The sequence below is a fragment of the Rhizobium sp. RU36D genome (assembly GCF_900176345.1).
GTDB lineage: Bacteria > Pseudomonadota > Alphaproteobacteria > Rhizobiales > Rhizobiaceae > Allorhizobium.
The window spans coordinates 1-12,385 of the sequence record NZ_FWXU01000029.1 but is presented as its reverse complement, the minus strand read 5'-3'; the positions used below and the strand labels follow the sequence as shown (position 1 = coordinate 12,385).

Annotated in this window: 18 protein-coding genes; 5 read left to right on the top strand and 13 right to left on the bottom strand. The window is 59.4% G+C overall.

The features are described 5' to 3' along the window. Positions 1–19 precede the first annotated feature (19 nt). Positions 20–277 (bottom strand): hypothetical protein, encoded by a 258-nt coding sequence (locus B9A97_RS24990; protein ID WP_084368548.1) that lies wholly within the window; start codon positions 275–277, stop codon positions 20–22. 62 nt (positions 278–339) lie between these two features. After that, on the bottom strand, positions 340–1,056 hold the full coding sequence (locus tag B9A97_RS24985) for an ArdC-like ssDNA-binding domain-containing protein (RefSeq protein ID WP_084368547.1): 717 nt from the start codon (positions 1,054–1,056) through the stop codon (positions 340–342). A 224-nt stretch (positions 1,057–1,280) separates the two neighbouring features. On the opposite strand from B9A97_RS24985, the gene B9A97_RS24980 reads away from it, so the two are divergent. The 5 genes from B9A97_RS24980 (at position 1,281) to B9A97_RS24960 (ending at position 4,441) form a co-directional block, all read left to right on the top strand. After that, positions 1,281–2,060: a metallophosphoesterase gene (locus tag B9A97_RS24980; RefSeq protein ID WP_084368546.1), complete on the top strand. Its 780-nt coding sequence runs from the start codon at positions 1,281–1,283 to the stop codon at positions 2,058–2,060. An 11-nt stretch (positions 2,061–2,071) separates the two neighbouring features. Beyond that, complete coding sequence (locus B9A97_RS24975) at positions 2,072–2,611, top strand: hypothetical protein (RefSeq protein WP_084368545.1); 540 nt, start codon at positions 2,072–2,074, stop codon at positions 2,609–2,611. After that, positions 2,611–3,009 (top strand): thermonuclease family protein, encoded by a 399-nt coding sequence (locus B9A97_RS24970; protein WP_084368544.1) that lies wholly within the window; start codon positions 2,611–2,613, stop codon positions 3,007–3,009. Before B9A97_RS24975 ends, B9A97_RS24970 begins: the two co-directional genes overlap by 1 nt. A gap of 12 nt (positions 3,010–3,021) precedes the next feature. Next, a complete protein-coding gene (locus tag B9A97_RS24965; protein ID WP_084368543.1) occupies positions 3,022–4,065 on the top strand; it encodes a hypothetical protein in 1,044 nt (347 codons plus the stop codon). Positions 4,066–4,153: 88 nt separating this feature from the next. Beyond that, positions 4,154–4,441, top strand: a complete 288-nt coding sequence (locus B9A97_RS24960; protein WP_084368542.1) for a hypothetical protein — start codon at positions 4,154–4,156, stop codon at positions 4,439–4,441. Here B9A97_RS24960 and B9A97_RS24955 read toward each other — a convergent pair. From B9A97_RS24955 to B9A97_RS29565, 11 genes are all read right to left on the bottom strand, one after another. Next, entirely contained in the window at positions 4,438–4,668 is a 231-nt protein-coding gene (locus tag B9A97_RS24955) for a hypothetical protein (RefSeq protein ID WP_084368541.1), read from the bottom strand. The genes B9A97_RS24960 and B9A97_RS24955 overlap by 4 nt on opposite strands. Then, positions 4,665–5,162, bottom strand: a complete 498-nt coding sequence (locus tag B9A97_RS24950; protein ID WP_084368540.1) for a hypothetical protein — start codon at positions 5,160–5,162, stop codon at positions 4,665–4,667. Before B9A97_RS24950 ends, B9A97_RS24955 begins: the two co-directional genes overlap by 4 nt. Further along, complete coding sequence (locus tag B9A97_RS24945; RefSeq protein ID WP_348532425.1) at positions 5,159–5,632, bottom strand: DUF6634 family protein; 474 nt, start codon at positions 5,630–5,632, stop codon at positions 5,159–5,161. The genes B9A97_RS24950 and B9A97_RS24945 overlap by 4 nt, the downstream gene beginning before the upstream one ends. 2 nt (positions 5,633–5,634) lie before the next feature. After that, positions 5,635–6,114 (bottom strand): DUF6634 family protein, encoded by a 480-nt coding sequence (locus tag B9A97_RS24940; protein ID WP_084368538.1) that lies wholly within the window; start codon positions 6,112–6,114, stop codon positions 5,635–5,637. Further along, positions 6,114–6,308 (bottom strand): hypothetical protein, encoded by a 195-nt coding sequence (locus tag B9A97_RS24935; RefSeq protein WP_084368537.1) that lies wholly within the window; start codon positions 6,306–6,308, stop codon positions 6,114–6,116. Before B9A97_RS24935 ends, B9A97_RS24940 begins: the two co-directional genes overlap by 1 nt. Continuing rightward, positions 6,308–6,670, bottom strand: a complete 363-nt coding sequence (locus tag B9A97_RS24930; RefSeq protein ID WP_084368536.1) for a hypothetical protein — start codon at positions 6,668–6,670, stop codon at positions 6,308–6,310. The genes B9A97_RS24935 and B9A97_RS24930 overlap by 1 nt, the downstream gene beginning before the upstream one ends. A gap of 12 nt (positions 6,671–6,682) precedes the next feature. Further along, positions 6,683–7,054: a hypothetical protein gene (locus B9A97_RS24925; protein WP_084368535.1), complete on the bottom strand. Its 372-nt coding sequence runs from the start codon at positions 7,052–7,054 to the stop codon at positions 6,683–6,685. Between the two features lie 125 nt (positions 7,055–7,179). Next, a complete protein-coding gene (locus B9A97_RS24920; RefSeq protein ID WP_084368534.1) occupies positions 7,180–8,091 on the bottom strand; it encodes a hypothetical protein in 912 nt (303 codons plus the stop codon). 11 nt (positions 8,092–8,102) lie between these two features. Then, complete coding sequence (locus tag B9A97_RS24915; RefSeq protein WP_084368533.1) at positions 8,103–8,297, bottom strand: hypothetical protein; 195 nt, start codon at positions 8,295–8,297, stop codon at positions 8,103–8,105. After that, positions 8,297–11,404 carry a hypothetical protein gene (locus B9A97_RS24910; protein WP_084368532.1) on the bottom strand — a complete coding sequence of 1,036 codons (3,108 nt, stop codon included), beginning with the start codon at positions 11,402–11,404 and terminating at the stop codon, positions 8,297–8,299. The genes B9A97_RS24915 and B9A97_RS24910 overlap by 1 nt, the downstream gene beginning before the upstream one ends. A gap of 12 nt (positions 11,405–11,416) precedes the next feature. Further along, the gene (locus B9A97_RS29565) at positions 11,417–12,010 is read right to left on the bottom strand and encodes a hypothetical protein (RefSeq protein WP_143530704.1); all 594 of its coding nucleotides are present in this window, start codon (positions 12,008–12,010) and stop codon (positions 11,417–11,419) included. Positions 12,011–12,385: the final 375 nt, after the last annotated feature.

Sequence of the window (12,385 nt, the reverse complement as noted above, 5' to 3'; positions counted from 1 at the left end):
GATGCAGGGGACAAGCGGCCTAGACCGCCTCCCCCTCCTCGATCGGTGCCTTCGTGGTCTTCATCGTCGACAGCAATTGGATGCGGCCTTTGGCGATGTCCCGGAGCTGATCGATGGCCTCGGCCGCCTGCAGCGCCAGCTCCTTCATCTCCGGCGTTTCCCCGACCATGGACACAAGCCCATAGAGGCTGACCTGCAGGTCGGAAGCGCGGTTGATGGTCTGATTGCACTCCGAGATCTGCTCTGCGATGTGCTGGCGGGGGAGGGTCTGGTTCATTCTTGTGTCCTTTCAACGCGATACTATTCAGGAGTAGAAAAAGAGAATGTTGAGAGGCGTGGTTAAGCAGCCCTTGCCCCCTCTCCTTCCTCGTCGCCGGGATCGTCTTCATCCTTCGTGCCGAACAGCTTGTCGGTGATGCGCTGCGCCTTCGTGGCGGCCCGGTAGAACGCCCGGTCGTCCTTCTGGACGGTATCGATCCATGCGGACATCCTGCCCTGATGACGGAACTGGGCAGCCGTGCCGCTGCGCCACGAAACCATCGCCATTGCGAGGTCGGCCGCCAGGTGATCCTTGGTGCCATCCTCGATCTTGTCGAAGATGCCCTCGGGCAATTCCGGGAGCTGCGCCGCTTCGAGGTTGAGGTCGTATTCGGTCACCTGGTCGATGTTGAAAACGGCAAAGCCCTTGAGGAACATCTGCTCGACCTTCCCGGCATCATTCGTGCGGCGAGCTTCGCCAGCGCGGGGATCCCGTTCGTAGGTGCTGGAATAGTAGACGTGAGACGCTTTCGCGCCCTTCACAATCTTGCCCTGAACAGCCTTCCCACGGATCTGATTGAACGTGGCGAACGCCGGAACAGAGAAGCTGCTCTCGATAGTCGAGATCATCGTCATCACGGCGTTGATGCCGCGAAAGCTGACACCAGTCGCGAAGTTGATCGGAGGGATTACGGAGGTCATTGCCCCCTGCCCTGTCCACGGCGCATGGCCGGATTCGAGATGCTGAATAACCTTCTCGGTCATCAGCGCGTACGGGGTTTTGAAGCCCTCGGTCATGTCGGTTTCCTTCTTTGATCGGGAACGCTCCTGCGCTCCACCCCTTCAGATGTGCCCCTATAAAATAGTAGCCAATGGCTACCATTGTCAATATTATTGTGCTACCAGTGAGGAATAAGTTCGCGGGAGCTGATGATCCTTGACCGTCTGAATCGGTCCTGATCTTCCTGTTCCTCTAATCCCGGTACCGCCTGAAAGGGCGGCACAAGAAGGAAGACGGCCTGATGGCGAAACTCTGGATCGCGTCCGACCAGCACTATGAGATCTATGGGGCTCCGAAGGAGTTCCCCATGCCGGAAGCGGACATCTTCGTCTGCGCTGGCGATCTCATGCGCGAGCCTGCCAAGGCCATTCAGTGGCTCGACACCATGCTGCCGATCCCCTCCGTGTATGTCGCCGGGAACCATGAATACTATAAGGGCACCTACACGAGCTGGCGCGACGACGCGGCGGCCGAGAATGAGCTGCGGCCCAAGGTCAGCTACTTGGAGAACGCTGTCGATGAAGTCGGTGGAATCCGCTTCATCGGCTGCACGCTCTGGACGGACTACGGCCTCTTCGGCCCGGAGACAGTCGAGACCTCCAAGTGGTTCGCTGAGAAGAAGATGAATGACTTCGGGATGATCCGCTATGCGCCCCCTCGTCAAGGCGACTGGCGGGAGGTCCGCCTCAACCCCGGCCATGTCTCCGGGATCCACAACGCCTCGCGGGAGTTCCTCGATCGGGAGCTTTCGAAGAAGGTCGCCTGCCCTACGGTCGTCGTCACTCATCATGCGCCGCATCCGCAGTCGATCCATCCGAAGTATGTGGGGAGCGACATCAACCCGGCGTTCGCGTCCGACCTGTCGGAGCTGATCGAGAAGCACCAGCCGGATCTCTGGATCCACGGCCACGTCCACTCGAGCTTCGATTACATGGTCGGCAAGACACGGATCATCGCCAACCCCAAGGGTTACGACGGCGAAAACCCGGATTTTGATCCGGCCCTCATCATTGAGTTGTAAGGAGTACAGCGATGGGTTTCACAACGAAATGGTACATGGCGGATCCGCACTTCGGGCATGATCGCATTCGCGAGATGGTCCCGGCGCGCTCCGGTTTCTCGAGCTACGAGGCCATGGATCGCACGATCATTGATGCTGTGAACGATCGGCTGCGCGACGACGATATCCTGTTCATCGTCGGGGACTTCGCCCTGTCGAGCAACGCGGAGTACGTCGCTCATTGCTTCCACGCCATGCGCGGCCGGAAGATCCTCCTGCTCGGCAATCACGACCTGGATAAAAAGGGGCGCGTGCTGCCTGAGCTGGAAGCCCTTCCGTGGGATGTCCCGCCGACGCACGCCATGGAGACGAAGGACGGGGGGAAACGCCTCTGGCTGTCGCACTACGCGCACCGGGTCTGGCCTGCCGGACATCACGGCAGTTATCACTTCTACGGACATTCCCACGGATCCCTGCCCGGTATCGGCCGCTCGCGGGATGTCGGCGTGGACCTCCCCGACATGGCTTTCGGCCCTCGTCGCTTCGAAGAACTCATCAAGGGTATGGAATAATGCCAGTCGTCTCCGCCATTGTCTGTTTCTCTACTGCCTGCGCTCCGCAGCAAGTCGTCGTCATCGACGGCGACACCATCGTCGTCCGTGGCGAGAAGATCCGGCTCCTCGGCATCAACGCGCCCGAACTCAAAGGCAAGTGCCGCGAGGAGAATGTCCGCGCGCTGCGGGCCAGATCTCGTCTGATGAAACTGCTCGAGGCAGCGAAAGTGGAGATCGATAGGGACGGCTTCGACCGATATCGCCGGACCCTCGCAAGGGTGTCTGTCGCAGGGACTGACTTAGGACATGTCCTCATGCGCGAAGGCCTCGCCCGGAAGTGGGTGCAGCACTATGACGGACAGCAGGAGCCGTGGTGCCAGCCGAACGTCGACGCCGCCCTGAAGGCTTGGAAATAGAGGGACAAGGACATGAGACCGCAATTCGAACTGCTGTTCCGAAATCACTCATACAACGTCCGTCCGGGATCGTTTTTCAATGTGGGCTCCGGCTGGGAGCATATGATCCGGCAGGCCTCGGCTGCGCTGTCCGGCGATGAAGATCGTGTATGGATCACTGGCGGCCGGAAGGAGAACGGTGCGCTTGCTCTCGACTACGAGGTTCCTGCCGACGCTCGGCCGGAGACACTTGAAGGCCTCGAAAAGTTGAAGCGGATCATCCACGACAAGTCGCTGACCGTCTGCGAGGCCTGCGGCAAGCCGGGATCCCTGCGCGGACATGGTGCTGTCCGCTGCGATGAACATGCGGACCTGATCTCGCTGGAAGAGGCCGCAAAGCTCCTCGGCATGTATCAGACGACGCTCTGGCACATCATCGACGTGGGCGATGTCGTTCCGGCGCTGACGATCCTGCATGACGGAACCGTCTGGCACGAGAAGGCCGAGTTCGGCTTCACGGCGGCCGACATCGTGAGTTTTCAGGAAGAGCGGGACCGTCGCCAGTTCAAGCATGTCCACGAACAGTTCGGATATGTGGTCCCGGAGACGGCAAAGTTTTCGTGCGGCCCCGGCTGGGAGACCGTCATCAGACGGCTGGCCGAGAAGCTCGGCAGGCTCCCCGGCCCTCCTAAGCTGGTCGACGGCAAAGAAAAGTTCGGCAGCTTCCAGTCCAGGATCGTGACGCACTCATCTGAACATGATGACCGGATCGACGAGCTCGTACGCGAAACCCGGAAGCTGTCCCTCACGATCTGCGAGGAGTGCGGCGCACCTGGTCGGCTCCGCATGGGGCAGAACATTGCCAAGACCACTTGCGACCGCCATGCTCACCTGGCTGAGCCGCTGCGCGAGGACGACGGCTGGATCCTGGATCTGCCACCGACAGGAGGGCCGATCTATGCAGACGGCCAGCAGGGGCGGTATGGAGTCGATAGGCCCCACCCCGAGGTCGAACGAAATGAACGAAGGAAGGCGGCTTTGGCAAGGTCGGAAATAGCCGACACTGAAGGCGATTAGGGCGGGAATAACCGACAGGACGGCAGCAAGTCAAATATACCACCGAAGGCATAATCGACGTGGAATATATCACTGAAAGGATATCGTTATGAGTGACGAAATCGAAAACATCGATGACCTGTTCGTGTCGGTGGACATCATGGAGCGGCATCCACCGGAGCTGCGAGCCGAGATCAAGGCAAAGTTCATCTTCACAAATGAGCTGGCCCTGCAGATGGAGGACAAGGGCATCGAGGTGGCCGACCTCACGGATGACACCGAAGAGCAGCAGAAAATCGAGGAGACCCTGAATGGTCACATTCTCGATGTCACCTTCAGCAGGCTGCAGGAGCTGGCCGCGATGATCCATGCAGCTCCGTCGAAGGCAGCAGTTTAGTCCCGCTTCAGCAGCAGGGCGAGCCGGACCGTTTCCTCGTCATCGATCGCACCGATCTCCGCCAGCCTTCCCAGCAGGCGGAGGTCACCCTGGATCTCGGCCGTGACATCGGATTCGAGGTTGCTGATGGCTCGCGCAAACTTGTCAGCCTCGTCCTCTACTTCCGAAATGCCGTGTTCGGCGGCGAGCTGACGAATATGGGCGGAAGTAGAAAGAGAAGCGGTCATTTCCATCCCTCAGGCGGATCAGTTGCGACGAAGGCATCGAGATCGAAGTCGTATCGCTGCCAGCCCTTGTCGTCGCGCTGACGGATGTAATCCGATTCCGGCTCGCGGGGAACGGCACGATCCCCGAAGTCATCGACCTGGTGTTCTTCGCAGACGACAGTCAGCAGGCCATGACGGTTGCTGAAGCGGCCGCGTGCGCCACAGATTTCGCAGATCTTGTAGCTGCGAGCGGAAGCTCGGTCATAGGCATCATCAATAGCAGTTTGAGCCTCGGCCGGGGTGTCAGGACTGACATCGAAATAGATCCTGAGGCCGCCGAGCTTTTCCTTCACCTGTCGAAGGTGGAAGGTGCCGGAGGCAGGCAGCTCGCGATCAACGATGGCAAGGAAGTCGTCGATGATGCTAAGCCAGCCGTCGGCGCACTCGAACCCGAAGCGGGCGGGGATCAGTCGCGGATATTTTTCCCGGAGGGCAGCGGTCAGTGAAGTGGTCATCGGCTGATCTCCACGAGCAGGATCTTATGCAGCTTGATGGCTCGCTCCCGGTCGATCCGGTTCGTGCGGACCAGCAGGAGCAGGATGCGCTCGGCCTCGTCCAGGTTCTTCCGGCGCTGGCGGAAAACTTCGAAGAACTCCTTCTGTTCGCCGGGAGTTGCCTGATCGCGGGTGAGCGCGAAGCCAGAGGCCTCCAGTTCCTTTCGGATGTGGATCTCCGTGCGCCCCATGCGCTTGCCCAGATGGTACAGGCGGCTCTCCGTTCGCAGCCACAGGGGCTTCGAGGAGGGATCGATCTGAACGATCTCTGATGTCCGGATCCACTCGCCGTCCGGCAGATGAGGGTGTCCCTGGACAATCCCATGGACTTCGACCCCATTCCGGGTGTCCTTGAGCTGCCAGCGATAGAGAACAGGCGCATCTCGGATTTCATCGTTCGTCGGGCCAGCGCCGTTGAAATGCTCGATCATGGTCAGCACGCAGCGCGCTCCTTGCGATAAGTGGTCAGCAGAATACTTGCGGCCGCGGTCTTGATATGGCCGTGGCGATAAAGGACGGCGATAAGCTGCTCGATGACATCGAGTTCGCCTTCACGGCGGCCTGACAGAATTTCGACGGCGGCCACATAGGCGAGAATGTCCCACGCCTGCGGACGAACGCCTACATCACGCGCAATTTCGCGTACTTGGCTCTCGACAGCGCCTGCAGGGCTGCCGAGACGGTAGACGCTGTTCTTGGTTCGAGCCCAAGTCGGAGGAGTGGTCGGGTCGATCTGTGCGAGTGCGGAGGTCGTGATAAACTCCCCCTCACGGATGCGAGTATGCCTCGAGACGAAGCCCGAGACATCATTCGTGCCGTTATCGTTCGGGAGGAGCTGCCAGCGGTCGATGATCGGCGCAGCCGACAGCTCGACCTCTGCAGGAGCTGCTCCGTTGAACTTTTCCATCATCATCACTCGTCTCCGGTTGCCCAGTCCTCACACCAGTCTGGCATCTTCTTCCGTTCTTCAGGGGTGGCGTCGAGCCAGCCTTGGCAAAAACGCCACCCCTCTCGATTCCGGTGTTCCGGATCATTCCACTCCGAGGCCGTCTGAACGACGTAGACCGTGCCGATGATCCCGGCGACGACGAGGATGAAGGACTTCATCAGGTCGCGTCCGGATAAGCCTCGCACCACGACAGTTCGCGGGTTTGCGAGCGAACAGTCTGCTCTACCCACGTAGCCGCATGATAACGAGGGCAGACAGTGGGCGCAGCGCGCTCGCGGACTTCCGGGCGGTCATAACCGCGGATGCGTGCGATGCTTGCTTCGTGAGCGCCCCAGCTCTTCGAGATCATGGGGAATGCGGTTGCACCTGCCCCATAGAGATTGACCGCCACCACGGCTGCCAAAGAGGCGCAGATACCGAGGGAGACAGCAGCGGTGACGACGCGGGGAGCAACGACGAACGCTGCCACGCCGACAGCAGTCAATGCCTGCCAAGAGAAGTCCGGGATGTGCTCGATCATGATGGCTCTCCTTCAGAGGCGTTCGCGGTAGTCGTTGCACCAGCTCAGTGTGCTGAGCTGACGGTCGAGCCAGCCCTGCTCGAAATAGTCTGGGCAGACCACGCGAAAGGCTTGCTCCTGACCTTCTTTGCGGATGGCAGCGACACGGACCTCTTCAGCCTCGATCCGGGCCACATGCCGGGCAAATGAGCCTACGGCGGCCTGCGGCACGCCACTAGACCAGATCCCATAAAGCCCGGTTCCGATCAAACCGAATGCGACAGTGAGAATGATGGCCTTGCCAACGCGGTCGTTCTGAACGCCATAGGCGATCACGATCACGGCGATGATGGCCCATGCCCACCACGGAAGATCACTTAGATAACTCGAAACAGCAGCGAACATGCGGACCTCTTACTGGTTGCGCCTCGCCTTATAAAATAGTAGCCATTGGCTACCTTTGTCAACAATATTCGTCCCATAAAAAAAGGCGGCCCTGAAGCCGCCTCCGTGGTCGCCTGAAATGGAGATCAAAGGTCGAGCTTGGCCTTCGGCTTCTTGACCTCGACAGGCTTGGGAGCCTCAAGATCGACTTTCGGCTCGGACTTAACGCTCGCCGTCGTCGCAGCAGTGTCCACTGCCGGAGGCGTTTCACTCGTGTCGGCGGTCATCGTCTGCGACGGCAAAGCCGGAACAAGCTCGGTAGCCTCCATTTCCTTCTCAGTAACGGCGATCTCCGCCTGCTGAACAGGGTCGGTAGCAGGCAGATCGACCTTCGCCTTCTGGATCGGCTCACCGCCCTCGGCCGCAACAGCAGCATTCAGGTCAGCCTCGAAGGATGCCGCCTGCTCCGCGGTCGTTTCCGTAGAAGCGATCAAAGGCACCTGCTCCGAAGTCGGCTCGGTTTCCGGCAATTTAAGGCCAAGCATGTCCGGAATGACTGTGGACGGCTTCATGCCGAGAGCGACGGCCTGTTCGACCTTCAGGGCATCGGCCGGAGCAACAGCGCCCCAGAAGCGGCCCTGCTCGTCGTACAGGGGGATGCTCTCGTCGATCACATCCTCGGGAGTAGAAGAGGAAGCGAGGTTTGCAGCGTATTCGGCCATCTCCTGCTCTGTGGGCTTCATGACCGGGATCGGAGCCTTATCGCCCTCCGGAAGAGCGAAAGCTGCCACGGCTGCGCCTCCGGCGACGGCGGCCGGGGCAACCTTGTTCCGGTTTCGGGAACCGTTGTTTCGGGCAGGCTCCTCTCCGACGCGACCGATCATCTGATCGCCGTTGCGATGACGGCGCTGGTTGCCGCCCTTGTTTCCGGCTTTGGCAGCTTCGTTGATGACGAGGCCAAGGATTCCCACGCCGATGCGGACAGCATCGTTCGCATGAGCAGGAACAGCGATTGCCGACGACAGCAAGGCGGCGAGTGCGATGGTGGTCTTCTTCATGGCCGTACTCCTTACTGGACGGTCGGATGGGGTCGGTGTGTTGGTGGCTCGATGCCATTGATCCGGCACCAGGTGTCTGCGACCTCCCGGAAGTCCGGAAGATCATCATGGGCGAAGGCGCGGCTGCCGTAGAAGTCGTTGGCAGCCTCGCAGTTCTCTTCGTTCTCAAGCCACTCGCGGACCTGATCTTCGAGGGGCTTGGACATCAGGCAGCCATCCCCGGCCCGCGGCGGTATTCCTCTTCCTCTTCCTGCTGGACGGCCTCTTCAGGAGGGTTGGCCTGCTTTGCCTCGGCCGAAGCCTTGTCCGCTGCGAACTCATTTCGGAGGTCGTCCTGCGGGGCTTTTTCCGAAGCCTCCTGCTGGACTACATCCTGAGCCTTCTCTTCGGGCTGGGACTGCTGTTTCGCATCATGGACAGCTTTGTCCTGAGCAAAGTCAGACCGGAGATCGTCGCCGGGAGCAGCTTCCACCTTCTGCTCGACCTCAGCAGTGATCGCCTGTTCGGGATGCTTTGCCTCGTACGCAGCTTTATCCTGAGCGAACTCTGCACGGAGGTCGTCCTGCGGCGCACTTTCGATCTTCGTGCCCATCTCCTGTTCCGGCTCCTTATCGGCAACAGGGCTGTCCTGTTCAAGCTGCTTCGATGTCGTCTGAGCTTCCACCTCGCGAGTAGGCTCGGATTTGATCTCCGATGCGATCTCGGTGGTAGGCTCGGGTTCGACCGAAGATGTCGCCTTCTCCTGATCCTGCGAAACGCCCTGCGGAGCCTGCTCGACGGCCGTCATGTTTTCAGTTTCGGGTGCGATCTCCGAAACGGCGTCGGTTCTTTGCGTCTGCTGGATCTCCACCATGTCGCCACGAAGCAGAGCAGCAGTCTCCTGCTGGCTCTCGGTGAGCGGCTGGCTTGCGACCTGATTCATGTCGTTGACAGCTTCGGCTGCGAATTCCTTGGACTGGTCCGAGATCGCCTGGTTCTGCTCAATGGGCGGCATTGCTTCCATCTCGGATGCAATCGAAGCGCCATGCAGGACACCAGTCTGATGGTCCAGATCGCCCTTCCATTCGATAGACTTGGCATCGTAGACCGATGTGTATCCCAAGTCGCGATTAGCGTGGAAATCGATGTGCAGCTCGTCGCCCTTGAGGGTGTACGTGTCGAAGCTATCGGACTTGTGCACATGACCTTCTGGCATCTCCGAAAGGTAGGCAGATACAGCCTGCCGAGCCTCGACAAACTCCTCCTTGGTTACGCCCCGCCCCTCCTCGCGCTGTAAGAGAACGGCCATCTCGTCGTGAAGACCGACGCGATGATCGACACCTCGTTCGATTGCATCAACATTAACGCCAGCATTGTCGAGCTGATACTTTGCATCGGCCGACATTCGATAAATGTCGTACTCCCGGTCCTGATAGATCCGATCCTGACCGTACCCAGCGTTTTCACCGATAAGGTTCGCCCGAGCATGGAGATCGACATACGTGTCCATCTCATTGCCATCCCAGGCCGTGAGATTAGATCGAGCGTCATCGTAGGACCGTTCGATCTGCCAAGCTGACATGCCGCTGGTCATCTCTCCAACCTCAGACCGGATTTCATCCATCCGGACGGCAACAGGCCACTCACCGATCTCTGACCCAGCTTCACGGTCATTCATCGCCTCCTGAACCTCTTTAGGATCCTCGCTCTGGTAGGCAACGATCTTTCGATCTGAAGCAACCTGATCTTCGACCCGCTGCTCGGCCAACTCGGCGGCGTGCATTTCCTTCGCCTCCTGCTTCTGGTCGAACTCGACGCCGCGTTTCTCCTGGAGGAAGGCCTGCACGTCTTCGACAGGCTTCTGACCAGCCGGGTTGCCGTCCGCGTCGAAGCGCATCAGCTCCTTGCCGTCGTCTGACAGGGCATACGTGTATCCGGTCGGGCTGACAGCGAACGCGCCAGTCCCGAGTTCCTGCAGGCGGTCAAGAGCCGTCGGCTGGCCGTAGACGTATTCGGTCTTCTCCCATGCCGTCTGATCGGCACCCTGCGGCTTCACGCCAGTATCAGCGTAGATGTCGCGAAGGTCGCGGCCTTCATCGTGCATCTTGTTAGCGTGCCACTGATACTGCTCCTTCAGCCCCTCGGCCGTCAGTGCGCGGCCTTCATGCGGCAAGGCGTCACGAACAGTTTCAGCGCCCTGCTGGACCGCCAACGTAGGCGCCTGCTCAAACCCATTCTCAACCGCCTTCATGTCCTCGGCGGTCACAGCGAAAGGCCTCTCGACAGCGGGATTAGAGAGAGAAGCGTAGTCCCGGCCAGTGATTTCGGCAAAAACGCGTTCGTGGCGCTGGCCTTCCTGTGGCTCGCGCTGCTCAACCTGTTCCAAGGCCCGTTCGTATGGAGTGAGGACACCGACATAGAGGCGCTCAGCAAGCGCCTCTTCCCCGTTGGCTACAAGAACCCCACGAATATCATCACGATCGTAGCCAGCCTCTTCCCGCCAAGGCATGCTATCCGTGAACTGAGTCCGATCACTGCCATAGCCGAAGAAGACAGCAAAACGATTCCCTGCAGGAATGGTGGCAGCCATGTCTCTCTGCGATTCCGGCTTTTCGGCCACAACACTAAAAACGCCGCGGAACTCGTGTCGGGTATCGAGTTCACGATCTCCGGAAACATGATTGCCAACGAGCCAGTCACCTTCCTTGCGGTAGGTCATGTTGCTGGTGGTGACCGTCGCGTTCTCATCGCCTTCGGCCGTCATCCGGCTCATTTGGGTGAGCGAGAGGTCCTTGCCTACTTTCTGCCACCCAGCCAGATCCTTGTCGAAAACGCGCTGCTGCGCCGGAACAGCGTCCTCAATTGCCCGGAAGTCGTCGGGATGGATATGGGTGAGGTCGGCCGCCTCCCGGCCTGCCCACTCATCACGAATAGACTGATAAGCGAGCCTGTTGATCTCGAACTCATCAAGACGGACGAACTCGGCCTGCTCCACCTCTGGCTCCGGCTCATAGGAGGAACCCATACCCATTCCTCGCGGCGCAGGGCTATTCGGCTGCGGAACCGGACCCTTCATCTTCTCGATCTCGGCGCGTTCCTTGCGGCTCATCTGAGGGGTCGTATGGTTTGCGATCTCCTGCGCGAGGCGGAAGCCCTGCGCTGCGTTCAGATCGGTACGACCATTCCTCGGCGGCTGCGGAGGCTTGGGAGCGGGAAGCGTATATTTCTCATCGGAGCGACCGGACTTGCCATCGCTGGCGCTGACGCTGTTCCTGATCTTGCCTTCGTCGGTAGTCTTGCCGGAGCCTTTGCCGCGACGTGGTGATTTTGCCATGGTAGTATCTCCTTAAAGGCTCATGCCGCTCGAGCGGCGACGTTCTTCGGTTTCCTGCTGGCGCTCGCCTGCTGTCTCGGTGCGGTCGTATTCAGCCCATCCGCGCTGTTCCTCCGCGTGATGTTGTCCAAACCCCGCGACAATTTGAGCGGATGCGGCGGCAGATTGTCCGGCTGCTTGTGCGGCAGCAGCAGCATCAGCGGCGCGTTCTCCATGAATGCGCCTAGCGTCCGCCTCAACCCCTCTTTTCTCTCCCTCAATCTTCTGACGGATAGCTTCTTCTTCCTGTCGGACTTGCTTCACCTCATCGAAGTGCTTAACGAGATCGCTGAAGTCAGGTGCCTTGGGGCCGTCGTCCTTGGGGGATCCGGACTGAGGCTCGGGTGCAAGAGATCCATGAGAATGCTCATGCCCGGTCACCCGCCCTTCCTCCTCCTGCTTCCGGCGATACTCCTCCACCTCCTGCAGGAATGACGCACGCAGATCGTCACGATCGCTGATCGACGGCTTGACTGAAGAAACTTTCGATTGATCAGAAGGGAGAGCGACACTGGGCTCAGAGGGTGCTGCCGGAGGAGAAGACCACGGCATATCGGCATCAGACATCAGAGATTCCTTTCACTCGATACATACAATCCCGAGGTTGAGAACCGACTTCGAAGGGTGGTGAAAATAACCCTAAAAGCGCATCTGCCTCGCCTTTAATAATAGGCAACCATTGGCTACCTTGTCCAGTCAAAAATATTGAAAACCTATTGAAATCGCTAGGTTTTTTCCTCACAAAACTTTAACGGAATTGCTCAAATTGTATGGAAATCCGATAGGTCTCCTTCACCTTGCCAAATGCACCTGCCCTCTATTGCTGATTGTCTGGGAGACATGAAAAGGGGGCCGCAGCCCCCTTGCCGATTCATGAACCCCACGCTCACTGCGGCGTCGAATTGATGCGCAGATCGATCATGTCGACGCGGGTCGAATTGG

Coding starts and splice junctions, on each gene's coding strand:
- B9A97_RS24925 (WP_084368535.1), bottom strand. CDS start 7,054: ATGTTCGCTGCTGTTTCGAGTTATCTAAGTGATCTTCCGTGGTGGGCA.
- B9A97_RS24960 (WP_084368542.1), top strand. CDS start 4,154: ATGAGTGACGAAATCGAAAACATCGATGACCTGTTCGTGTCGGTGGAC.
- B9A97_RS24910 (WP_084368532.1), bottom strand. CDS start 11,404: ATGGCAAAATCACCACGTCGCGGCAAAGGCTCCGGCAAGACTACCGAC.
- B9A97_RS24955 (WP_084368541.1), bottom strand. CDS start 4,668: ATGACCGCTTCTCTTTCTACTTCCGCCCATATTCGTCAGCTCGCCGCC.
- B9A97_RS24965 (WP_084368543.1), top strand. CDS start 3,022: ATGAGACCGCAATTCGAACTGCTGTTCCGAAATCACTCATACAACGTC.
- B9A97_RS24945 (WP_348532425.1), bottom strand. CDS start 5,632: ATGATCGAGCATTTCAACGGCGCTGGCCCGACGAACGATGAAATCCGA.
- B9A97_RS24930 (WP_084368536.1), bottom strand. CDS start 6,670: ATGATCGAGCACATCCCGGACTTCTCTTGGCAGGCATTGACTGCTGTC.
- B9A97_RS24980 (WP_084368546.1), top strand. CDS start 1,281: ATGGCGAAACTCTGGATCGCGTCCGACCAGCACTATGAGATCTATGGG.
- B9A97_RS24940 (WP_084368538.1), bottom strand. CDS start 6,114: ATGATGATGGAAAAGTTCAACGGAGCAGCTCCTGCAGAGGTCGAGCTG.
- B9A97_RS24975 (WP_084368545.1), top strand. CDS start 2,072: ATGGGTTTCACAACGAAATGGTACATGGCGGATCCGCACTTCGGGCAT.
- B9A97_RS24990 (WP_084368548.1), bottom strand. CDS start 277: ATGAACCAGACCCTCCCCCGCCAGCACATCGCAGAGCAGATCTCGGAG.
- B9A97_RS24915 (WP_084368533.1), bottom strand. CDS start 8,297: ATGTCCAAGCCCCTCGAAGATCAGGTCCGCGAGTGGCTTGAGAACGAA.
- B9A97_RS29565 (WP_143530704.1), bottom strand. CDS start 12,010: ATGTCTGATGCCGATATGCCGTGGTCTTCTCCTCCGGCAGCACCCTCT.
- B9A97_RS24970 (WP_084368544.1), top strand. CDS start 2,611: ATGCCAGTCGTCTCCGCCATTGTCTGTTTCTCTACTGCCTGCGCTCCG.
- B9A97_RS24935 (WP_084368537.1), bottom strand. CDS start 6,308: ATGAAGTCCTTCATCCTCGTCGTCGCCGGGATCATCGGCACGGTCTAC.
- B9A97_RS24920 (WP_084368534.1), bottom strand. CDS start 8,091: ATGAAGAAGACCACCATCGCACTCGCCGCCTTGCTGTCGTCGGCAATC.
- B9A97_RS24985 (WP_084368547.1), bottom strand. CDS start 1,056: ATGACCGAGGGCTTCAAAACCCCGTACGCGCTGATGACCGAGAAGGTT.
- B9A97_RS24950 (WP_084368540.1), bottom strand. CDS start 5,162: ATGACCACTTCACTGACCGCTGCCCTCCGGGAAAAATATCCGCGACTG.